Raw genomic sequence first — 21,245 nt, 5'->3', positions numbered from 1 at the left:
GATACAAAAACCGACTCTCTAAAAGTCGGTTGACTAGCTACAAACCATTTCATTCAATTGCCCTCAAGTGCTTTTAATTCTTCCGTATAGCCTTGTTCACTTTCTCCCCAACCATCTATATATTCATGCAGTTCGTTTGTTGTAATTGCCTCATCAGGTAATTGACTTTTCTCTACAAAAACAGGATCAAGGATAACTTTTTCTTTAGGCGAATCACCGTTTAATTTTTGGTACAAATATCGAACTTGAATACGACCAATATCTTTTGGATCAACGGCAGCTGTCGCTTCCCATGAACTGTTTTCTTTTTGTATCAGTTGCAGGTCTTCGTCACTCATATCAATCCCGTAGACTTTAATATCTTCTCTTCCTGCCTGCTCTAGCGCTCTGACAGCTCCTTTAGCAAACTCATCCCACGCTGCCCAAACTGCTGTTATTTCACCTTCATTTGGATATTGTTTTAGGATTGCTTCCATTTGTGCTTGAGTATCTAATGCTGTATTATCGGTGGCAGCACCAAATGCTGCTACTTCCTTAATATCTGTATTCTCTTTTAAAAATTGTTCATAAGCTACTTGTCTTCTTTCCATCGGTGCAAATCCAGCTACCCAAATCTTAACAATATTTGCTTTCCCTCCTGCATCTGCAGCAAGCTTGGTTAATGTCAACTTCGCCATTTCTTCATCGCCTTGTTGAAGTACAGTTACATCTTTCACTGCAATATCAGCATCAAAGACCACTACAGGTATATTTTGTGCAGCCGCTTTTTCTACTCCTTGCGTTAACGCTTCCTTCGTTCCATGATCAATTAATATCCCATCAAATTTTTGATTAATCGCTGCATCTAAATTGGAAGCCATTTTTGCTAAGTCACCTTCAGAAGTAAATACTTGAACGGTTCCACCAAACTTTTCTACCTGCTCTTTTACCCCTTCAATATATTGTGCAGAAAAAGTTCCTAAATTAATTTGCATGATTAGTGCGATCTTTTTATTAGCTAACGGATGTACACTATTCTCTTTAGTTGATGCAGTTGCTTCACTACTTGAATTGCTTCCTTTTGGCTGGCAGCCTGCCAAGATTAAAATAAAAATAATAAGAAACGCTAATAGTATACGATTGTTCTTCATGCCCTAACTCCCTCTTCTGCTTTATTCAATTGTGCCAATTTGTTTCGATCAGCTTCAAAAATGCCTTTTTCAGTAATAATTGCAGTAATTAAATTAGCCGTTGTCACATCAAACGCCGGATTAAACACTTTCGTTCCTTCTGGTGTGATCTGGTTTGGCCCAATATGAGTCACCTCTTCTGCCAACCTCTCCTCAATCGGAATATCTGCCCCTGATGCGATAGAAAAGTCAAATGTCGACAATGGCGCAGCTACATAGAAAGGAATTTGAAAATAGTTTGCTAAAATAGCTAGTTGCCATGTACCGATTTTATTCGCTGTATCTCCATTGCTGGCAATACGATCGGCCCCGACTATAATCGCTTCAATCCCCTTGGTTGCTATGGTATGAGCAGCCATATTATCAGTAATGACCGTCACATCCACATTGGACTGTTGAAGCTCCCAAGCAGTTAGGCGCGCTCCCTGAAGAACCGGTCTCGTTTCACAAGCATATACTTGAAAGTCAACACCCTTCTCCTTGCCTAAATGAAACGGCGCTAGCGCTGTACCATATTTTCCTGTAGCAATCGTTCCCGCATTGCAAATCGTTAATACCTTTTTCCTTCCATTCAATAGACTTAGTGCATTTTCACCAATTTGGCGACAAATCTCCTCGTCTTCTTGATGTATTTTCTTTGCTTCTTGCTCCAAACTGATAATTGTCTCCTCTGTTGAATACAGCGTTTCTATTACTTTCATCATTCGATCCAAAGCCCAGAACAAATTAACAGCTGTCGGTCTAGAGCCCGCTAGATAAAGATAATCTTCATGAATTCTAAGATGGAAAGTTTCAATGTCGACCCCTTCGTATTTTTTTGCAGCAATCGCTAAACCATAAGCAGCAGTAATTCCAATAGCTGGCGCCCCTCTTACTTTCAACTGAATAATTGCCTCAAAGACATCTTCAATGGTTTCGAGTTCTATCCATCTTGTTTGATGGGGTAATAAGGTTTGATCAAGAATTTTCAATCTACCTTCTTGCCATTCAATTGGTGTTGGTATACTCATGATGTATACGCCTCCAGTTCCTTAAGAAGTTGCGAGATTGTTACTATGTTTTTGCGATTAATAATCAAGGATGAACCTAATTGAATCGTTGCCTTCTTCACATATAATCTAATTGAACTATCTTCTATTCCATCAAGATCCTTCACATGCGACAATCCGATTGTTCTCCGAATTAATTCACACCCTACTACTCCGATAGCATCTTTAAATACTTTAGCTAGAAAAGACTCTAGAGCGCCTGGTACTTTCGTAAAAGGATTAACAACAGAATTTTGCCAAGCTTCTGAAAAATATTGAGAAAACACATCCCATACTTCTTCTATCTGTTGAAGAATAACGATTCTATCGTTTTCGTTTCGTACAAGTACTTGGAAAATGAGATGGGCAATATATTGACCGACATCAAATCCAATCGGACCATAAAAGCCGAACTCAGGATCGATCACCTTCGTCTCACTCTTACTCGCAAATATACTCCCTGTATGTAGGTCACCATGTAGTAAGCTCTCTGCTTCTGTGAGAAAAGCATATTTTATTTTGGCTACTTCAAGTTTCAACTTGTCATTAGTCCATAGTTGCTGAACCACTTCAGCCAACTCAGCTTCAAAATCATTCGTTTCCACATCAAAAAATGGATCGGTGAATACTAAATCCTCAGTGATTTTACATAGTTCAGGATTTGAAAATTTAGCGACCAGTTTCTTTTTCTCAAACGGATGAAGAGCAAAATCTGAAGTTGAAAACAATGTCTTTGCTAAGTACTCACCAATATGAGCTGATAAATTCGGATAATGATCCCCTTGAATCAATCCGTCTCTTACAATTGTCAAATGGGAAAGATCCTCCATCACAGTTAATGCTAGCTCTTCATCTGATGCTAGTACTGCTGGGAGGAGGTGAGGAACGAATTCACCATGCTTCTTAAGCACTTCTGCCTCCAGTTTTGCACGTTTAAGTGTTAGAGGCCAGCTTTCTCCGACTACTTTTGCATAAGGGAGTGCTTGCTTAATAATTACACTTTTATGATTAGAAGTAATACGGTAAACATAATTCAAATTACCATCACCAATCTCTTCCACCGTCATTTTTTCATCCGGTAAAAACAGTTTTAAACTCTTCACGTATTCACACGCTGATTCCTCTGTCAAAGCGCGATAACCTATATTATCTAAAACAGCCATATCTCTTCCCCCTTATTTCTTTATTTATCTGTGGCACAAAACAGGGGTGACTACATGAAGAGATGTAGTCGGACCTGCTTTGTCATTACAGAAACAAAAATGCCCCTTTCCTGTACAGAAAGAGGCATTCGTCATTACGATTTTGCCTCTCATCTTTCAGAATAACTTCTGAATGGAATTAGCACCGTGCCTTACATTAGGCGCAGAAATTCTCTAGCTGCGCCTCGTTTCACAACGATATTACGGTCGGTTGCTGGGTTTCATCGGGCCATATTTCCCTCCACCTGCTCTTGATAAGAGTATAAAAGATTCATTTTTTGAAATATCTTGAGCAAATACTATCACCGATTATAAAAAAGTGTCAATCTTTTTTTTAAAACTTTTCATCTTTTTAAGGTTAAAAGAATTTTGTCATATAACGTAAAAAATTCTCTGTTGACAGATAAAACACCTGGTGACATAATACAATTGTGCAAAAATTTAAAACGATAATCATAAATTTTCTTATCAAGAGCAGGCGGAGGGACGAGCCCGATGAAGCCCGGCAACCGATTCTAAATGAACACGGTGCTAATTCTTGCAGCAATCATGCTGACAGATAAGGAGAAGGTTCTATCACTGCGAACTAACCCTCTTCTTATTGATTAAGAAGAGGGTTTTTTATTGTCAATGTCAATTCGAAATTATCAGGGAGGGTTCTCATATGGGAGATGTAATTGCAACTTATCAAGTATACGCAAGACCCGGTTCATTAGAGAAAAAAGCAGAGGATATCGCTTTAGGATTAACGATAGGCTCGTGGACAGCGTTACCATTACTTGAGCAAAAACAATTACTAAAACATAAAGGCAGAGTCACTGCACTACAAGAATTTTATGATGATGAACATCCCAATCGATTCGGTGAAGTAAGGTGCGAAATTAGTATCGCCTACCCTACATATAATTTCACATTTGATATTCCAGCAATCTTAACAACTGTATTTGGAAAGTTATCTCTAGATGGTGAAGTAAAATTATTAAATCTGGAATTTGATAATGAGGATCTTTCCCGTTTTCCTGGACCAAAATTCGGTATAAAAAATATAAGATCGAAACTAAATATTCAAGACCGCCCATTACTTATGAGTATATTTAAAGGCATTATCGGCAGGGATATTCACTTTTTAAGAGAACAGTTAAGAGACCAGGCTATGGGAGGCGTTGATATTGTAAAAGATGATGAAATTCTTTTTGATGTCAACATCTCTTTTGAAGACCGAATTATCGCAGGTAAAGAAATACTAGATGAAGTCTATGAAAAGACTGGAAAAAGGACACTTTATGCAGTCAATTTATCTGGGAGAACAATGGATTTAGTAGATAAAGCAAAACATGCGAGCGAATTAGGGGCGGATGCATTATTATTCAATGTTCACACTTACGGTCTAGATATGCTCCAAACACTAGCTGAAAACAATGAAGTGCAGTTACCTATCATGGCACATCCTGCATATAGTGGGGCCTATACTTCTTCAAACTTCTATGGTGTGGCTCCTGATTTATTACTCGGTAATCTTACTCGCTTAGCAGGCGCAGATTTCTCTTTATTTCCTTCTCCATATGGTTCTGTTGCCATGGAAAAAGAAAAAACCTTAGCTATCGCTAGACAGTTAACCGAAGAAAATGGCTTGAATCAGGCATTCCCGGTCCCTTCAGCAGGCATTCATCCAGGTTTAGTTCCGTTGCTTTATCATGACTTTGGCAATGATTGTATAATTAATGCTGGCGGCGGGGTCCATGGTCATCCTGAAGGAGCAGCAGCTGGCGTGAGAGCTTTTAGGCAAGCCATTGATCACGTCATACAACAAAATACTCATCGTGCAACAAAAGCGCAAGAATTAGAAGCAGCATTAGCAAAATGGGGAGGTACGTCATAAAAGATGACAAAACCAATGATTTTTTGTGATTTCGATGGAACAATTACGAATAACGACAACATTGTAAAGATTATGGAGCATTTCGGTCCTATTGAGGCAAAACAGATCAAGGAAGATATTTTAGCTCAAAATATCTCTATCCAAGAGGGTGTTAAAAATCTCTTCTCACTTTTACCAACAAGTAAAAAAGAAGAGATTATCCATTTTGTATTAAATAGTGCAGAAATTCGTGAAGGATTTTCAGCTTTTGTTAGATATACACATGAAAACGGTATCCCTCTTTATATTGTTAGTGGTGGGATTGACTTTTTTTTAGAACCAGTACTTGAACCTTATGGGCCATTTACGAAAGTATTTTGCAATCACGCAAGCTTTGCTTTAGAAACAATAGATATTCACTATCCACACCAGTGTGATGAACTATGTTCTTCACAAGGTTGCGGCTGTTGTAAACCAACCATTATTAGAAAACACTCTTCTCCTGAACACTTTAATATTCTTATTGGAGATTCGATTACAGACTTTGAAGCAGCCAAAATAGCAGATGCCGTACTTGCTAGAGATTTCTTAATTCAAAAATGTGAAGAAACTGGTATTTCTTATACACCTTTCGAAACCTTCCATGATTGCATTGAATACCTCGATGAACTAGTTGGTGCGAAATCATGACAACGTATGAAACAAAGTGGGATACATTAGCTGATATTAAAGATGAATTAGCAGCCAGAGATTGGTTTATGGGTACTAGTGGTAATTTATCCATTCGCGTAGATGAAAACAGCTTTTTAGTCACTTCAAGCGGACTTGATAAAAGAAAGAGAACAGCTAATGATTTTTTATTAGTAGACTTAGAAGGAAAGCCCCTAGAAAACACGTCATCTAAACCTTCAGCTGAGACTTTATTACATTGTGAAATTTATAAGAAAACGTCATCAGGAGCAAGTCTTCATGTTCATACAGTTGCTAATAATGTTATTTCTGAGCTTTTCTATCAAGAAGGTGTAGTATCTTTTCAGCATCAAGAGTTAATTAAAGCATTTGGACTATGGGGAGAAGATGATATACTCACCATCCCGATCATTCGCAATGATGCGGATATCCCTACATTAGCGGATCACTTTTCTGCTTACGTCAGCAAAGAGAAAGGTGCAGTCTTAATTCACAACCACGGGATTACTGTTTGGGGAGTCGATGGGTTTGAAGCGAAAAAATTATTAGAGGCTTGCGAATTTTTATTTCAATATAAATTATCTCTTATTCAATTAAAAGGAGGCGTTTTACATGGCCATTATTAAATTCAAAAACGAAGAAAAAGTGATTACTGATCAACAAGAGGTATCTACATTTTTAACTGCACAAGAAGTCATCTATGAAAATTGGAACATTGAGCAATTAGAAGTGACATTACACGAAAAATACGATTTATCTGATGATGAAAAGCAAGCCATACTAGATGCATTTTCAACTGAAATCAAAACCATTTCTGAAAAGCGCGGCTACAAAGCTGCAGATGTTATTTCACTTTCAGACAGTACGCCAAATTTAGATGAATTATTAATTAACTTTCAAAGAGAACACCATCATACCGATGATGAAGTCCGCTTCATCGTAAGTGGGCATGGAGTCTTTATTATCCAAGGAAAAGATGAATCGTTTTTTGAAGTCCATTTAGATCCAGGTGATTTAATTTCTGTACCCGTAAACACGCGCCACTATTTTACTTTAGCTGATGATCGAAAAGTTGTTGCTATTCGCCTCTTTGTTACACCAGAAGGTTGGGTACCTGTTTACGAGAAAGAAAAATTGAACGCTTAATATCAGGGAGGCTCCTTCATAATCGGGGGCCTCTCCTTATTTCTCTAAATAATAGATAAAAAATTCGCTCCATTCTCCACTATCAAATGAAAATTGAGACTGTTTCTCTTCATATTTAAAACCAATAGATTCTGCTAAATGAATGGAGGCGAGGTTATCACTATCAATATGTAATTCTATTCTTTCAGGTTGTAAATATTCAAAAATAAAAGGTATGATCGTTACTACGCTTTCTTTTCCATATCCTTTTCGCCAATATTGATTGTGAATTGCATAACCAAGTAGTACTAACTCCTTGCCATTCCTCTGTGTTCGATACAATTCTATTTTTCCTATATGTGCACCATCATTTTCTCTAAATATACCAAACTCAGATAATTGCCAGGCATCATCTTGCTTGCTCCACTGCTCGATTTTCTTCTTGAATTTTTCTTTAGTATAAGCAGGTAAATCTTGTGGGCGTCCTTCATCATGACGTGATTGCGATACTAAACGGTTCTTTAATCCCGCTATCCAAGCTTCGTAATCTTCATACATATACGATCGAATGACGAGACGGTTACTTTTCAACTGCATGTCTTTCGCTCCATTCTATCAGAAATTAGGACCGCCTTTTTATAAGTTATTGTGAGTAGATACTATATGTGTACAAGTACTCTTCCTCTCGTTTCTCCTTTTAAAAGCAATGGCAAGACATGCTCAACTTCACTCAATGAAACTTCTTGAAAAATAAACTGATCAAACGGAAGTTTATCACTTTCTTCCGCTAATAGTTCCCAAGCTTCTTTCCTCATCTCCATTGGACAAAAAACGGAATCAACTCCCAAGAGACTCACCCCACGTAAAATAAAAGGAAAAACCGTCGTAGGTAAATTCGTTCCAGCAGTTAAACCACTAACCGCTACGGCACCCCCATATTGAATTTGGCTTAACAAGGATGCCAATGGCTCTCCACCGACAGGATCAACCGCTGCTATCCATTTTTGCTTGCTTAATGCGCTTATCTTCCCATCATACACTTCTTCCCTTGTAATCACTGAAGAAGCTCCTAAGTTCATTAAGTAATCACGTTCATTCTTCTTTCCAGTGCTTGCAACGACCTCATAGCCACGGTTAGCTAACAAGGCAACGGCAAAACTCCCAACGCCACCAGTAGCCCCAGTAACTAACACCTTCCCACTATTTTCAGTTAGACCATTCTGTTCTAATTTTAATATGGAAAGAGCCGCTGTTAATCCAGCTGTGCCAATCGTCATTGCCTTCTTTAATGTAAGTCCTTTTGGAAGTGGCAGTACCCATTGTGCAGGTAATTGTGCATATTCACTATACCCCCCGTATCTGGATACACCAATTTCATAACTCGTAGCAATGACTTCATCACCTTTGGAAAAATCAGGATGTTGAGATGAAACAACGATGCCCGCTAAGTCAATGCCCGGTACCATTGGATAGTCTTTAACGATATTTCCATTAGGTATACTAGCTAAACTGTCCTTATAATTTACTCCGGAGTATTTTACTTGAATTAATACTTCTCCTGCAGGTAAATCCCTTACCTCAAGTTGACGCAACTGGATAGAAAAATCTTTATCATCTTTATCTACAACTATTGCTTTAAAACTCATTACTCTTCCTCCACCCTTCCCTTTAACTTCTCAAATTGGCTTCATTGACCCTATACTCATTTCTACTTCATACATGGCAATCGCTTTTATCACGGCTTCTAAATGCTTATCAACGTAAATTTGTTCCTCAACTTTTGTTTATGCGCCAGCATGAAATCTCCTTTTTCAGACATAGCAACATCCCCTCTTTTGCCGTTCTTTCACACTCATTCCCGTTCCTTAAAGCATGAAACCATTCAAATTAGTTTTATTCGTTTGTTTAAACCCTGATTCCTTGTCCTACAAGGGATTCACTCAATATTATTTTAATTCCAAAACTAATATACCGTGTACTTCTTCAATTTCACCTATTGAAGACAAATTTCACCCCACTGTTAACTTTTTTATTAGATGTCATCATTAAAGCGTCGTCTGTTCTATGCTCCATCTCCAGAAGTGCTCGATTAGTTGGGGATCACTCGCCCTTTTAGAGACATGGGCTTTTTTCTTGTCAATATAGTACTCACCTGATATCCCTTCTACATCCGGACTCGTGGCTAAATAGATGGCCGTTTCCGCCCCTTGCTCTGCTGTTTTAAAAAATGGCACCAGTAATTTTACCACTTTGCCACCAAATCCTGTTTCTCTATCCACACCTATGTTTGTTGCAACAGCTCCTGGATGAAGTGCATTCACTGTCACATTTGTGTGTGCTAATCTTTCATGTAAACCTTTCATAAATAATAAATTGGCTAGCTTCGATCTTCCATAACCTTTTGCTACATTAAAACCCTTTTTAAAAAACGGATCTGCAAAATCCATTTTCCCCCATTTATGAGCACCGGAAGATACAATGACAATTCTTGCAGTAGCCGAAGCCTTTAAAGCTGCTAATAATTGCTTGGTTAAATGGAAATGACCGAGATGGTTTACCCCTAACATCATCTCAAATCCATCAACTGTTTCTTGCCTTTTTATTGTCACTACACCTGCATTATTGATTAAAAGATCTAAATGATGATACTTACTAAAAAAGGTTGCCACAAAATCATCGATGCTTTTGATAGAACTTAAATCACAGAGCATTAAATCTACATTTTCTTTTCCTGTAATGGCTTTCACTTTTTGTAGCGCGGCTTCACCTCTTATTTTACTTCTACAGAGCATGATTACTTTTACATTTTTATTTACAAGACCGATTGTCGTTTCTAAGCCCATTCCTGAATTCGCTCCTGTTACTATCGCTACTTTAGCAACCATAGCTACCCACACCTTTCTTATTGTCGTTAAGTATAAATGGTCCAATGATATTTTTATAGTTTTCTGCTTTTATGAACTATAAAAATATAAGAATTTTCAGTATAATTTATACTGAAAGGAGTGTCATATGGAAGTCACCTCTGTTATTCTTGCGATTTCAACAATGGGTATAATCATTGTTTTCGGAGCACTAATCGCTTTAAAGATATCAATCACAGCAGAAATGAAAAATATATTAATGATGATTATTTTAAATCTAGCTGTTCCCTTTATTATATTGAATGGTGTTTTCAATACTAAAATTACGGACGTCATTTTCCAACAAGTCTTTCTCGTATTCGGGATATCCATTGTATTTAATGCTGGAGGTATTATTCTTACATTAGTTCTAGGCCGTCTTTTACACCTTAATCAGCCTAAACAATTGGCTTTACTCGCCGCCCTAGGTAATACAGGTTTCATCGGCATCCCTCTTAGTGCTACATTATTTGGGCCTCTCGGTGGATTATTAGCCGCTGTATTTGATGCAGGGTTAGATGTCGTTCTTTTTTCATTAGGTATCTACTTATTACAAAGCAATCAAAAATTCCAATTTAAACAATTAAAAGCTTTATTAAACATACCTTTATTAGCCATTAGTTTGGGGTTGTTATATGTAATCAGTGGTTTGGAAGCACCGATCATATTCAAGCAACTGGCTTCAATGCTATCTAACTTAGCTGCGCGGCTTTCTGCTTCCAACTTTCTTTCAAGTTGGACGACGGTTTTACTTTCAAGGTTTATGGTTTCCTTTATTAATGAAATTGTTGATATTACCACTTTTCGCCATCATTTGTTTACGTTTTACGTCAATACAAACAGATTTAACTTTCTTATTAGTTATTTTAACAAGTATGCCTACCTTCATGCTGGCTTCAGTATTATTTTCCCGCTACACACAAGAAGAAAACGAAGCCATTATGGTAACGGTATATAGCACGTTAATTTCTATCTTAACCATTCCTTTGATTTCTTGGATAGCAAGCTTTCTTTTGTAATCATTTAATTACATTTTTTAGCCAGCCAAAAAGTTATTTTAGCTGGCTATTTCTCTTCTCATTCACCTGTCTCTAGTCCGTACATATTAAAAAGGGTAAAATCTTAATCGATTAAAAAAATGCGTTGGATTTATCTTCTTCTTATCAACTCAAAAATCCTAGATAATCATTCTTCTGGTGTTAAGAGTAGTCTCTTCCCTTCAGGCTCCCCTAAAGTAGTCTTATGATAATCTCCCTCTACCCAATCCGCCATTTGATTTTGATACCAGTCACTCGATACATGCCCAGATTGACCTGGACCGACGATATGATAAGCCTGCATTGGATTGTTCATATCCATAACAAATCGCCATGATGCTCCGTGATTCACCGTCCCATCATTTTTAAATGCAGCTGCCTTAACAGTGACAGCACTTCCTCCTGTTGCCATACTACCTTGATAATTAAATAAATAATTTAAAGGAGCTACGCTAGATAACGGGTGTGTGAAGGAAACTTGGTGATAATCTCCCCAGTTCCAATTTGCCATATCGCCGCCTTCATCTTCCTGTATTTGTGAAAGTGTTTCCGTTAACGATACAACTAATAATTCATTAATGCCCCCTACATCCTTCACCCATGGCCCCGGGTTACCTGCAAATGCATTACGCAGAAGCTGATCAACAGCCGATCTTTTACCACCAAATAATTCTAACGTTTCTTTTGGAATCTGCTCTTCAAATAATGCTTCTCCTATTTCAACCATCCAGCGATTAAAAATATAAGGAGCAGCAAGATCTTGATGATCTTGATAGTCCCATTTCGATAAGATGTCAAGGGCTGATTGGATGTTCTCACCTTTTTCGTTTGCTAATTGCTTAAGCATCACAGGCACAAATTCTTCTGCCTGAAGGTTCTTTTCATCCATTTGTAGTTCCATCATATTTTCTGCAGTTAATTTATTGCTTCCACTTAATACTTCTTGAATACGCATTTGTCTATATGGTTGCGCCCAATTGTGACTGATATGATAACGGTAATCATCTCCTACCACCTTATTATTGGCTGTAGAAATAAAACCTTCTTCCGGATTGACGATAGTTGGTAATTCGTCATAAGGAATCGCACCTTCCCAAGCATACTCATCTGTCCATCCCGGTACAGGTAATAGGCCATTTCCTTTTTTCCTGATAGGAATTTTTCCATTCGCCTTATAAGCAATATTTCCTTCTCGATCTGTAAAAACAAAATTTTGTGCTGGTGCTTCAAAAGCTGCTAATGCCTCTTCGAATTCTTTCCAATTTTCAGCGTGATTCATATTTAAAATCGCCTCTAGTTCTGTCGTTGCCTCTAATGCTGTCCACTGTAATGAAAGTGCCGTTTCACTAGTAGCAGCATCGGCGGCAAACTCTGAAATAATAGGCCCATGTCTTGTCTCTATGACTTCATAATCAATTGTTTCACTATCCTTTACCTTTATAGGCTCAGCTATCACTTGAGCCTTCTCCCATTTGTCGTTATAAAGAAACAAGTGAGGATCTTCTGGATTTCTTTTTTCAATATAAAGATCTTGCACATCAGGACCAGTATTAGTCACACCCCATGCGATGTTTTCGTTATGTCCTAAAATAATTCCAGGGACTCCGGCAAATATCACTCCACCTACATTCACTTCATCAGACTGTAAGTGCATTTGATACCATACAGAAGGAGTCGCCAACCCTAAATGGGGATCATCTGCTAAAAGACTTTTGCCAGTTGCCGTTTTATCTCCGCTTACCACCCAATTGTTACTCCCATTGAATTCATGTGGGATAACAGCTTGAGCAAAGGCGGTTGAAAAATCTAATTGTTCTTTAGTAATAATAGTTGGTGCCTCTTCTGGATAGGTCGGAAATAAATCATACGCTTTTTCTTCAGGAAATGTTTGCAACAGATACTGTCTAAAAGCTTGATCTTTCCAATGTCCGCCCAAATCAAAGGCCATATACTTACCAATTGTTAATGAGTCAATTGGTTTCCATGCTTCCGGTTTATAGCCAAGTATTGTAAATTCTATTGGCCACTTTCCAGTGGTATGTAATTCCTCTATATAGGCATTTACTCCGTCTGCAAATGCATTTAATACCCGCATCCCCTCATCTGAATATTCAGCTACTGATTCTTCTGCTGCTCTTCTTAAGCCCAAGGTACGGAAATACTTATCTGTATCTACTGTCGATTCACCAATTACTTCACTTAATCTCCCAGATGCCTGCCGCCTACTTAAGTCCATTTGAAATAGACGATCTTGCGCTTGTACATATCCTTGGGAAAAGTAAAGGTCATACTCATTCGTTGCTTCTATATGAGGAACACCCATTTCATCTCGGACCACCTCAACAGCTTGTTGTAACCCTTTCAGTTGAATATCACCATTAACTTGAGGTAACGGGCGATTCAAGAAATAATAAGCGCCAATGATTACAAGTAGAATGAGCCCAAGAAGACTCCCTCCCATCCATAGTAGCAAGCGCTTCCATCTTACATTTTTCTTTGCCTCAGTTTTAATTTCCATCTCTCATCCTCCACCCACTTTCTATCTTTAATAAGATTCTAGAAGTAAATCCTTTTTCCTACTCTATTCATAAAGAAAAGAACAAATTCTTTTAAATAGAATTTGTTCTTGCATCAATGGTAGCTCATCACTTATATTCTCTTTTCAACAAACCATAAATAACTGTGTCAACATAATAATGATAGAGCCATTCGCCATCTCTAATCGTTCCTTCATATACAAAACCAAGCTTTTCAGGTATACGACGACTTTTACTATTTTTAACTGCAGCATGAATTTCTACTTTATTTAAATTAAGCTGAGTAAATCCGTAGGAAATCATCGCTTGCACAGCTTTTGTCATCACACCTTTACCTTCTGCCTGCTGTGAAAGCCAATACCCGATTGTACCTATCCGATTGGCATGATTCAACTTATTATAGCCAATGATGCCGATTAACTTTCCGTTTTCTCTAATACCAACGGTTAAGCCAGTATTTCGATCCATTTGTTCAACTGTATGGTCAATAAACGCTTTTGAATCTTGAACAGATTTTGTTCCATCTACCCATGGAAGCCATTCGCGTAAGTATGTACGATTCTCATTAATAAGCGCAAATAGTTCATCCGCCTCTTCATACATAAAACCCTTCAATTCTAGCTCGTTGTTAATCTTTAACCTTATCATTATCGTTCCTCACCTGATTTCAACATTATTGTGAAAGATAGATGCCCATTTCCTCATTCATCCAATGGAGTGCTTGTTGTTTTAATTTATATTTAGATGTTTCAGTATCGACTAGTTTTGCTGTTTTTAAAATTTTTAAATGGTGATGAGCTGTTGTTTTCCCAAGTGCTAACCGCTCCGTTATTTCTTGTAAACTACATTCGCCTTCAGAAAGTAATTTCACCATTCTCATTCTTGTTTCATCGCCTAATGCCTTGTATCTAAGAACTAATGATGGATTAACTGCATAGGGCTTCGTATCTCTTATACTCTCATCCGATACTGAGTAATAGAATACTTTTGTTTCTTCTATATCAGCTTCAATATTCCACGGCCTGTATGTATATTGGGGAATGAGCATCACATTCTTTACACTTGGTTCGGGATGATAAATGATGCCTCCTGTCGCCCATTCTACTAATTCTTCAGCTGTCATCTTTTTATACATAGACTCTTTTAGCTTTTTATCTTTTTCGAGAATGTTTCGTAGCTGCTTTTCTTCTGGTTTGATAATTGCTTCATACCAGCCTGTCATTACTGTAACCAAATGCCTTTTCAAAAAATCTGCATCTGAAGAGCTAATATATTCAACATATTTTGGAAAGAAAGAATTATTTTCCGTTACTTCCTGCATATCTTTTATCGCTGTTTCATCTGTTGTTGAAGCATCACACCTTAATTGTTGGAAATCCGATCCGATATAAGGTAAACATATAAAGCGTAACGTTCTATCTGATAAATGATTAATATAATCAACAAACATATGTAAACTATCAAATTCTTTTTGATGTAATAATTGTAGCAATGCCTTCCATGTATTGTGCTTTTGGACGATATCTAGTTCATTTAGGAGCTCGTTTGATAATTTTTTTTTAATATTATCCCATTCCTCCATCGGCTTTTCCATATGTGAAATTAAACGCGTATTTGTCACGGCTGCGATTCCGAGGGCACACTCCCATAATAACGATGACTCTATCTTCACTTCATATGTTTCTCTTGCACGAATGGTATGTCTAATCAGTTCCATTTTCATGTGACACCCCTTTTCTATTTCTATATTTATACATTTTATCGATTCCATCTTTATAATTCAATATTTTTAGAATATTGCTTTAATAATAATGGTAATTTACCATACCAAAAGAACTAGTTAATGTATAAAAAAGCATCTCAACATGTAAATAGTAACCTTTTCACAAACGATTACACCTTTCTAAAGAACGATTAATAAGGTACTTTCCTTACCCTTTGCAATATCAAATCAGGTGATTCAACTGTTTCAAACCCAAATCTTTCGTACAACGAATGGGCATCCTTTGTTGCCAACATAAATTTACGAATATCATGTAAATCTGGATGCCAAATGATTGTTTCGACCAACCATTTCGAAAGGCCTTTTCCTCTGTATTGAGGTAAAATAAAAACATCACATAGATAAGCAAATGTAGATAAATCTGTGACTGCTCTTGCAAACCCTACTTGCTCAAAATCACCGTCGATCCTACCTCTATACAGCCCAAAAACTAGCCTACTTTCATCAATCGATTTCATCACGACTTCTCTAGGAATATTGATTGACCAATACGCTTCATTATGTAAAAACTGATAAATTAACTCTCTATCTAAATATGATTTATTAAGAGAAATCGTAAATTCTCCCCATTTTTTATCCTTCATTCATTTTTCACCTTTATGCTTAGTCGTAATATGAGCAAGGTGATGGCGCCCATGCCATGCATACATTCCAATTGCTTTCCCAATGGAAATTTGTCCCGATTCAGGATGAACAAACGTGCGCTCCCAATCATGAATAGACAAACTTTTTAGCACAACAGTCCAACGCAAATGAACAGTTTCTATCATACTTAAAGACACTTCAATTGGTAGATGATAGTCTTCTAAACGTGCCCATTGATCTTGTTGATAATCCTTGATCATCGGATTTTCTTCTGTTAACGCTAACTTTACCCTTAAATAAGCATTTAAATGGCTATCTGCTAAATGGTGAATGAGCTGCCGCACTGTCCATCCCCCTGTTCTATAGGGTATATTTAGTTCATCTTCAGTAAGCTCTTCTACAACTTTACGGAGTAGGCGCGGAAATTTCTCTATTTCCATTATCCAAGTATTAATCTTGTTCTCATTAATTTCCTTTTCACATACAGAAAATTCGCCTATTGGATATTGAATACTCATTGCTTCCTTACCTCCTATTCATCTATTTATTTTGTTAACTCTCGTGTAAAGCACCTAATTTTAAAAATTCTAAAAATTCATCCACCGTTAAAAAAGCTGAATCTGGTATCACCTTAAATTCAGTTGTCTTACCATCAGGTAGCCAATGCACACCCGCTGTATAAATATTCGCCTTTAACCCTGCTTCGATATCACAATTGCTATCCCCTAAAAAAATCACCTCGGATGCCGGTACATCTAACATGGATAAGGCTAGAGTGATACCTTCTGGATCAGGTTCTGCTTGCACTACATCATCTCCCGTAACTATACAGTCAAAAATGGTTGTCATATGCAGACATTCTAAAGAAATCTGCAGACTTCTTCTCCCTTTCCCCGTAACGATCGCCAGCTTAATTCCTTCCTCTTTCAAATAAGACAATAAATGGTCAATTTCTCTATTATTATCTACTAGCCTTGAATGGTTGTTCTTATAAACATTATAATAATATTCTATTGCGTCTAATTTCTGATTGCTTATTAAATGCTCTTCTATAATCTTCTTTTCAGAATTTCCTAACCACTCTTTTGCTTCTTTCACAGCTAATTCTCGCTGATCAAATTTAAGAAACACTTCTTGCAATGAATAAATGCACAGTGGCAATGTATTAGCTAATGTACCGTCAAAATCAAATAAAACCGCTTGTATCGTCATCACCCTCTTCATAGGAATATAAATTCTTAGTTCCTTGTCATATATGTTTTCTTTTTGCCTTCTTAAAGATCAATAATGAGAATATCAAACCGATGATGAATCCACCCAACGCCACTAATAAAGAGATGCTTAATGAATCATTCATAAAATAAGACGCCCAGAAAGCTAATACTGCCAGTGCAAATGGATGTGTCCAGTTCATTGTCCCTCTCCTCTTTTTTGTATCTTAAACATAAAAACGATAGTCATTCGTTTAAATATTCTTGTGACCATAACCTTTTATTCCACTTATTTTAATGTATTTACCCATAAAGAGGATCGTACCTAACCTTCCTTATGGCAAAATTGTTTTAAAAGATGAAAAAAAGAGAGGTTGATTCCCATTAATTAAAGTATTTAACATAAATTCTTGTTCATTTGACATTTTTCCTGCAAAAAGGATAAACAGAACAGATGTTTTATTGTAGAATAGAAAAAGACAACTTAGAAAAAGGTGGAATTAAAGTGAATGGTACCGCTCATGCGAGTATTGGTGCTGTTGCAGGTTTTGTGACCGCAAATACACTCCAAGCAACGCCATCGGCCACATTAGCGCTTATTGGTATTGGCACAATATCTGCACTTTTACCAGATCTAGATATCGATGGTAAACTGAGAAATAAAATCACCCTCTCTCACAAATTTATTAAAGCAACTGCGCAAATGATTGGATTGTTAATTATTTTTTATAGTTTTTATGAAGCTACAGCCTTAGATCAATGGGTAAGCATGGGGATTGGACTTGCGATGTTTCTTTTATCTTCCTATATAAAGCAGCGACATATGCTTATCATTACTGGGATAGGAGTCATTGTGTGCGGAATATTATTACGAGAAGTTTGGCTTATGCTCATGGGCTGCTATATTCTTATAGCATCATTTGTCCCACACAGGAGTTACACTCATTCTATTTTAGGTGTAGTATTCTTTCATTTTATTGCTGATTTTTTTCAATTATCGACGGGCATAAATGGAGCTTATATTGCTTGTATGACGGGATATATTAGTCATCTTGCGCTTGACTCCAAACTCCTTCCTTTTAATCGTAGGGGTATTAAATTATTTCTTCCTATCTCCCAAAAAGAATTTTAAAGAACCGAAAATGGTTCTTTTTTTATTTTTCGGGTATAGAGATAATGGAGGCGATTTAAAATGACACTCGTATTAACCATACTTATCTATCCAACTATTGTATTAGCCGCTTCTATTCTTGTGGCTTGGAAAAAACGGAATATGTATCTCGTTCCTTTATTAACAGCAATTATCTTTACTTTACTCTCCTTTACAATCTATAATGGAACCTTTATGATTTGGACAGTATTGTACACAGTTCTTGCAATTTTAACTTCCTTTACAACAAAGTATTTTAATAAACCAACTGCTTAAAAAAAACAGAAGAACACCTTCTGTTTTTTTTTTGTAGATTGACCGTGTCTTTTAACAACTAAACCACAATATATGTTATTAAAATGAAATGTATGCCTATTTTTTTGATTACCAATCAATCAGATTAATCTAGAAATCTTTTTCGAATTTCCGGTGAGGGTAAACGGCAACTTTCCTTTTTACCAAACCACTTATATCTCCGCTTAGCAATAAATTGATACATCTTATCTCTGATCGGTTTTGGAATGATACGGAAGACAGCTATTAGTTTCCACATTCCCCTTAATTGTTGCAATACTTTAATTGCAGCAGTTGATTGATCATAGGCACGATCATCTTCTATATATATAAAACTATCAGTTGCAGGATCTATTTCATGTTTTCTTAATAGAGATTGCCCGTTTTCACCTTGTAAGGAGGCAAAATAAAAATCACCCTGATGGTCCCTCTTCAATATAAACTGCACACTCTGATCACAAAAATTGCATTCCCCATCGAATAATATAATTTTACTCAAAATGATCGCCTCCTTTTCTTGCAAGTATAACAGGCTGACTATCAAACGAATAAGAATCTGTTCGAGTGGACTTTTTTCACCATAGTATTTTTGCTTTTTCTAGCCCCTCTAGACTAATTGGGTAGCGCTGCATTTGTGGTGGACAAATCGAATTGTATTTTTTAATTTTTTCATTAATGGTGGCAATATCTTGTTTACTTTGTGCTTGATGTACAAGCACTGCGATTTCCTTTTGAAGTGTTAACCATGGAGGTAAGTAACCAGCATCCTTGGCAACTTTTTGGAAGTTTTGAAAAATATCCCTCTGTAGATAGCCTTTAGGAAGTGGTTTACCTTGTCCTGGCAGTGGCGTAGATTTTTTGCTTTTTAACATATCACCAATTAAATCATTACGTTCATCCAAAAATAACACACCCCTTGTGTTTTTTCTTTCAAAACCAATATATAAGTGATTACTAGTTTCTTCTGATTTACTTCATATCAAATAAATACTATGTTATCATGCAAAACTGGCGCCATTTTTCCCACTCTTGGTCAGTGAGTTCCACACCAGTTAGTTTAAGCGCAGCAATTGCAAAAGCAGCAAAGGATGTTCCTTTAGCCGTAATTATGCGATTACTTACTTCAATTGGTTGTCCTGTATAGAAGCTTGATTCAAAGAGTGATTGATACTTATCATAAGTATGTGCTAAACAAGTGAATTGCTCACCAGACAATATACCTGCTTTTCCGAGAATTAATGCCGATGCACAGATAGATGCAATCGGTATACGTGAATGGAATGCTGATTGAATTTGCTGAATTAACCATTTATTATTCAGTAGCTCGTTATCAATTCCATCACCACCGGGGATTAAAATAAAATGGTAATCATTTATATTCAGATTTTCTAATGAGACATCAATTGCTGTTTTTAAACCACCAATACTTGTGACTGGCGATCCATCAACCGTTGTAGTAACAATTTCCATTTTTGCGACTTTTCGAAGTAAAAATAAACTATGACTAATTTCAAAATCAGCGTATGCCGGGAATAATATGACCAATGCTTTCATAAGCTATCCCCTCTCTAGCCTCATATGTAGTAGGTCTTGAAATTGTTCAATTATTTGATCTTTGTCTATCACTTCTCCAAAACCATAACTCGCATACACAAAAGGTATTCCGGCATATTTTGCAGCTTCTCTATCTCCATCTGTATCGCCAATATAAATGGGAGACTGTAGATTGTTTCTCTTTATAATGAGTTGTATATTTTCCCCTTTAGATAATCCAGTTCTTCCTGGGTTTTCAAAGTCCTGAAAATATTTTTCCAATCCATGTGCCTCGTAGAACGCTTCAATATATCCTTCTTGGCAATTACTTACGATGAACAATTGATAGGTCTTAGCCAACTCTGACAAGGTTTCCTCTACTTTTGGGTATAGTGTCCCTCCATAGTTCCGGATATGTTCTAGTTCCTCTTTGCTAAGATCTTCTAATAACGATTCTCTTTTCTCCTTACTTAAATAAGGGAACAGTCTTTCCATAATTTCATGCATTCTTAGCCCCATTGTTGCTTTTAAATCTGCTACTGTTAATTCTTTCTTCACTTCTGCATCTTCTCGAATAACGATATTCCATGAATCAGCAACTGTTTTTCTAGAATCCCATAACGTGCCATCTAAATCAAAAATAAGGCTATCTACCATCATTTCTTCCTACCTCTCTAAGTAGTAATAAAGTCGATTGTTCATTTCCTTTGTTAAATAACGATACTGATTGATATTGGTATCCTCAAATGCTTCCAGTCTATTAGAAATAACAGGCTTATAATCAATGGCAGGATCGAATTGGCTAACTGTAAAATCTATATAGTTATCTCCTATTTTATTGTAGAAATGCCACATCTCGCCGATCAATGTTTTCACAATTTCTCCACCTAAATATTCTTGAACAACTAAGGCTGTGACACCACATTGTCCTAAAGCAGGATTCTCCATCTTCCATTTTGTGCTCGTTTCAATCCCCCATGACTCTACCAGTGCTAATCCTAAGTAAGATATATCCATAATGACCTCTCTATATTGATTCATTCTTTATTCTAACACTACTCAACAATCCATATCCATTCATATCCAACCTCTATTTATATAAAGCAAGCTTAAGAAAACATGTCACTAAATTCAATATAA

The 21,245-nt window shown here is 36.8% G+C and carries 25 protein-coding genes and 2 riboswitches; of the genes, 7 read left to right on the top strand and 18 right to left on the bottom strand.

The window, feature by feature from the left end; translation table 11 throughout:
• Positions 1–53: 53 nt before the first annotated feature.
• Genes MKX67_RS05955 through mtnK form a run of 3 tightly spaced genes read right to left on the bottom strand, consistent with a single transcriptional unit; the run spans position 54 to position 3,360 of the window.
• The gene (locus MKX67_RS05955; protein ID WP_095370200.1) at positions 54–1,130 is read right to left on the bottom strand and encodes a sugar ABC transporter substrate-binding protein; all 1,077 of its coding nucleotides are present in this window, start codon (positions 1,128–1,130) and stop codon (positions 54–56) included.
• Positions 1,127–2,179: an S-methyl-5-thioribose-1-phosphate isomerase gene (gene mtnA, locus MKX67_RS05950; protein WP_095370201.1), complete on the bottom strand. Its 1,053-nt coding sequence runs from the start codon at positions 2,177–2,179 to the stop codon at positions 1,127–1,129. Before mtnA ends, MKX67_RS05955 begins: the two co-directional genes overlap by 4 nt.
• Complete coding sequence (mtnK, locus tag MKX67_RS05945; protein ID WP_095370202.1) at positions 2,176–3,360, bottom strand: S-methyl-5-thioribose kinase; 1,185 nt, start codon at positions 3,358–3,360, stop codon at positions 2,176–2,178. Before mtnK ends, mtnA begins: the two co-directional genes overlap by 4 nt.
• 146 nt (positions 3,361–3,506) lie before the next feature.
• Positions 3,507–3,660: riboswitch (SAM riboswitch) on the bottom strand.
• A 201-nt stretch (positions 3,661–3,861) separates the two neighbouring features.
• A riboswitch (SAM riboswitch) is annotated at positions 3,862–3,965 on the top strand.
• Positions 3,966–4,063: 98 nt separating this feature from the next.
• On the opposite strand from mtnK, the gene MKX67_RS05940 reads away from it, so the two are divergent.
• Genes MKX67_RS05940 through MKX67_RS05925 form a run of 4 tightly spaced genes read left to right on the top strand, consistent with a single transcriptional unit; the run spans position 4,064 to position 7,093 of the window.
• Complete coding sequence (locus MKX67_RS05940) at positions 4,064–5,278, top strand: 2,3-diketo-5-methylthiopentyl-1-phosphate enolase (protein ID WP_095370203.1); 1,215 nt, start codon at positions 4,064–4,066, stop codon at positions 5,276–5,278.
• A gap of 3 nt (positions 5,279–5,281) precedes the next feature.
• On the top strand, positions 5,282–5,947 hold the full coding sequence (locus tag MKX67_RS05935) for a 2-hydroxy-3-keto-5-methylthiopentenyl-1-phosphate phosphatase (protein WP_307319301.1): 666 nt from the start codon (positions 5,282–5,284) through the stop codon (positions 5,945–5,947).
• On the top strand, positions 5,944–6,573 hold the full coding sequence (locus MKX67_RS05930) for a methylthioribulose 1-phosphate dehydratase (RefSeq protein WP_095370205.1): 630 nt from the start codon (positions 5,944–5,946) through the stop codon (positions 6,571–6,573). The genes MKX67_RS05935 and MKX67_RS05930 overlap by 4 nt, the downstream gene beginning before the upstream one ends.
• Entirely contained in the window at positions 6,560–7,093 is a 534-nt protein-coding gene (locus MKX67_RS05925) for a cupin domain-containing protein (protein ID WP_095370206.1), read from the top strand. The genes MKX67_RS05930 and MKX67_RS05925 overlap by 14 nt, the downstream gene beginning before the upstream one ends.
• Positions 7,094–7,129: 36 nt before the next feature.
• Here the strand turns inward: MKX67_RS05925 and MKX67_RS05920 are convergent, their stop codons facing one another.
• The 3 genes from MKX67_RS05920 to MKX67_RS05910 form a co-directional block, all read right to left on the bottom strand.
• Complete coding sequence (locus tag MKX67_RS05920; RefSeq protein ID WP_095370207.1) at positions 7,130–7,669, bottom strand: GNAT family N-acetyltransferase; 540 nt, start codon at positions 7,667–7,669, stop codon at positions 7,130–7,132.
• Positions 7,670–7,731: 62 nt separating this feature from the next.
• Complete coding sequence (locus MKX67_RS05915) at positions 7,732–8,718, bottom strand: acryloyl-CoA reductase (RefSeq protein ID WP_342489024.1); 987 nt, start codon at positions 8,716–8,718, stop codon at positions 7,732–7,734.
• Positions 8,719–9,117: 399 nt separating this feature from the next.
• Complete coding sequence (locus MKX67_RS05910; RefSeq protein ID WP_307319312.1) at positions 9,118–9,957, bottom strand: SDR family oxidoreductase; 840 nt, start codon at positions 9,955–9,957, stop codon at positions 9,118–9,120.
• A 127-nt stretch (positions 9,958–10,084) separates the two neighbouring features.
• Here MKX67_RS05910 and MKX67_RS05905 point away from each other — a divergent pair, with 127 nt between their 5' ends.
• On the top strand, positions 10,085–10,933 hold the full coding sequence (locus MKX67_RS05905; RefSeq protein WP_342489023.1) for a hypothetical protein: 849 nt from the start codon (positions 10,085–10,087) through the stop codon (positions 10,931–10,933).
• Positions 10,934–11,160: 227 nt separating this feature from the next.
• On the opposite strand, the gene MKX67_RS05900 is transcribed toward MKX67_RS05905, so the two are convergent.
• The 7 genes from MKX67_RS05900 to MKX67_RS05870 all read right to left on the bottom strand — a co-directional run bounded on the left by MKX67_RS05900 (position 11,161) and on the right by MKX67_RS05870 (position 17,331).
• On the bottom strand, positions 11,161–13,530 hold the full coding sequence (locus MKX67_RS05900) for a penicillin acylase family protein (RefSeq protein ID WP_095370210.1): 2,370 nt from the start codon (positions 13,528–13,530) through the stop codon (positions 11,161–11,163).
• Between the two features lie 127 nt (positions 13,531–13,657).
• On the bottom strand, positions 13,658–14,197 hold the full coding sequence (locus MKX67_RS05895) for a GNAT family protein (RefSeq protein ID WP_095370211.1): 540 nt from the start codon (positions 14,195–14,197) through the stop codon (positions 13,658–13,660).
• 25 nt (positions 14,198–14,222) lie between these two features.
• The gene (locus tag MKX67_RS05890; RefSeq protein ID WP_095373511.1) at positions 14,223–15,266 is read right to left on the bottom strand and encodes a metalloregulator ArsR/SmtB family transcription factor; all 1,044 of its coding nucleotides are present in this window, start codon (positions 15,264–15,266) and stop codon (positions 14,223–14,225) included.
• A gap of 197 nt (positions 15,267–15,463) precedes the next feature.
• A complete protein-coding gene (locus MKX67_RS05885; protein ID WP_095370212.1) occupies positions 15,464–15,916 on the bottom strand; it encodes a GNAT family N-acetyltransferase in 453 nt (150 codons plus the stop codon).
• A complete protein-coding gene (locus MKX67_RS05880) occupies positions 15,917–16,435 on the bottom strand; it encodes a YfiT family bacillithiol transferase (RefSeq protein ID WP_341091763.1) in 519 nt (172 codons plus the stop codon).
• 34 nt (positions 16,436–16,469) lie between these two features.
• Positions 16,470–17,129, bottom strand: coding sequence for an HAD family hydrolase (locus MKX67_RS05875; RefSeq protein ID WP_095370214.1), 660 nt, complete (start codon positions 17,127–17,129; stop codon positions 16,470–16,472).
• A 37-nt stretch (positions 17,130–17,166) separates the two neighbouring features.
• Positions 17,167–17,331, bottom strand: coding sequence for a hypothetical protein (locus MKX67_RS05870; protein ID WP_157733768.1), 165 nt, complete (start codon positions 17,329–17,331; stop codon positions 17,167–17,169).
• Between the two features lie 302 nt (positions 17,332–17,633).
• Here MKX67_RS05870 and MKX67_RS05865 point away from each other — a divergent pair, with 302 nt between their 5' ends.
• Positions 17,634–18,260, top strand: coding sequence for a metal-dependent hydrolase (locus tag MKX67_RS05865; RefSeq protein WP_095370215.1), 627 nt, complete (start codon positions 17,634–17,636; stop codon positions 18,258–18,260).
• 60 nt (positions 18,261–18,320) lie between these two features.
• Positions 18,321–18,554 (top strand): DUF2651 family protein, encoded by a 234-nt coding sequence (locus MKX67_RS05860; protein ID WP_095370216.1) that lies wholly within the window; start codon positions 18,321–18,323, stop codon positions 18,552–18,554.
• A gap of 124 nt (positions 18,555–18,678) precedes the next feature.
• On the opposite strand, the gene MKX67_RS05855 is transcribed toward MKX67_RS05860, so the two are convergent.
• The 5 genes from MKX67_RS05855 to MKX67_RS05835 form a co-directional block, all read right to left on the bottom strand.
• Positions 18,679–19,071 (bottom strand): thiol-disulfide oxidoreductase DCC family protein, encoded by a 393-nt coding sequence (locus tag MKX67_RS05855; protein WP_328199601.1) that lies wholly within the window; start codon positions 19,069–19,071, stop codon positions 18,679–18,681.
• Between the two features lie 76 nt (positions 19,072–19,147).
• Complete coding sequence (locus MKX67_RS05850) at positions 19,148–19,483, bottom strand: DnaJ family domain-containing protein (protein ID WP_342489022.1); 336 nt, start codon at positions 19,481–19,483, stop codon at positions 19,148–19,150.
• Positions 19,484–19,562: 79 nt separating this feature from the next.
• The gene (locus MKX67_RS05845) at positions 19,563–20,126 is read right to left on the bottom strand and encodes a DJ-1/PfpI family protein (protein ID WP_095370219.1); all 564 of its coding nucleotides are present in this window, start codon (positions 20,124–20,126) and stop codon (positions 19,563–19,565) included.
• A 3-nt stretch (positions 20,127–20,129) separates the two neighbouring features.
• Positions 20,130–20,765 (bottom strand): HAD family hydrolase, encoded by a 636-nt coding sequence (locus MKX67_RS05840; protein WP_340978156.1) that lies wholly within the window; start codon positions 20,763–20,765, stop codon positions 20,130–20,132.
• Positions 20,766–20,771: 6 nt separating this feature from the next.
• Positions 20,772–21,122 carry a hypothetical protein gene (locus MKX67_RS05835; protein WP_095370221.1) on the bottom strand — a complete coding sequence of 117 codons (351 nt, stop codon included), beginning with the start codon at positions 21,120–21,122 and terminating at the stop codon, positions 20,772–20,774.
• Between the last annotated feature and the right edge of the window lie 123 nt (positions 21,123–21,245).

It is taken from the genome of Cytobacillus sp. FSL W7-1323 (genome assembly GCF_038595015.1).
GTDB lineage: Bacteria > Bacillota > Bacilli > Bacillales > Cytobacillaceae > Cytobacillus > Cytobacillus kochii.
Note: the sequence above shows the minus strand (reverse complement) of the source record. Positions and strands in the feature narration are given on the sequence as shown.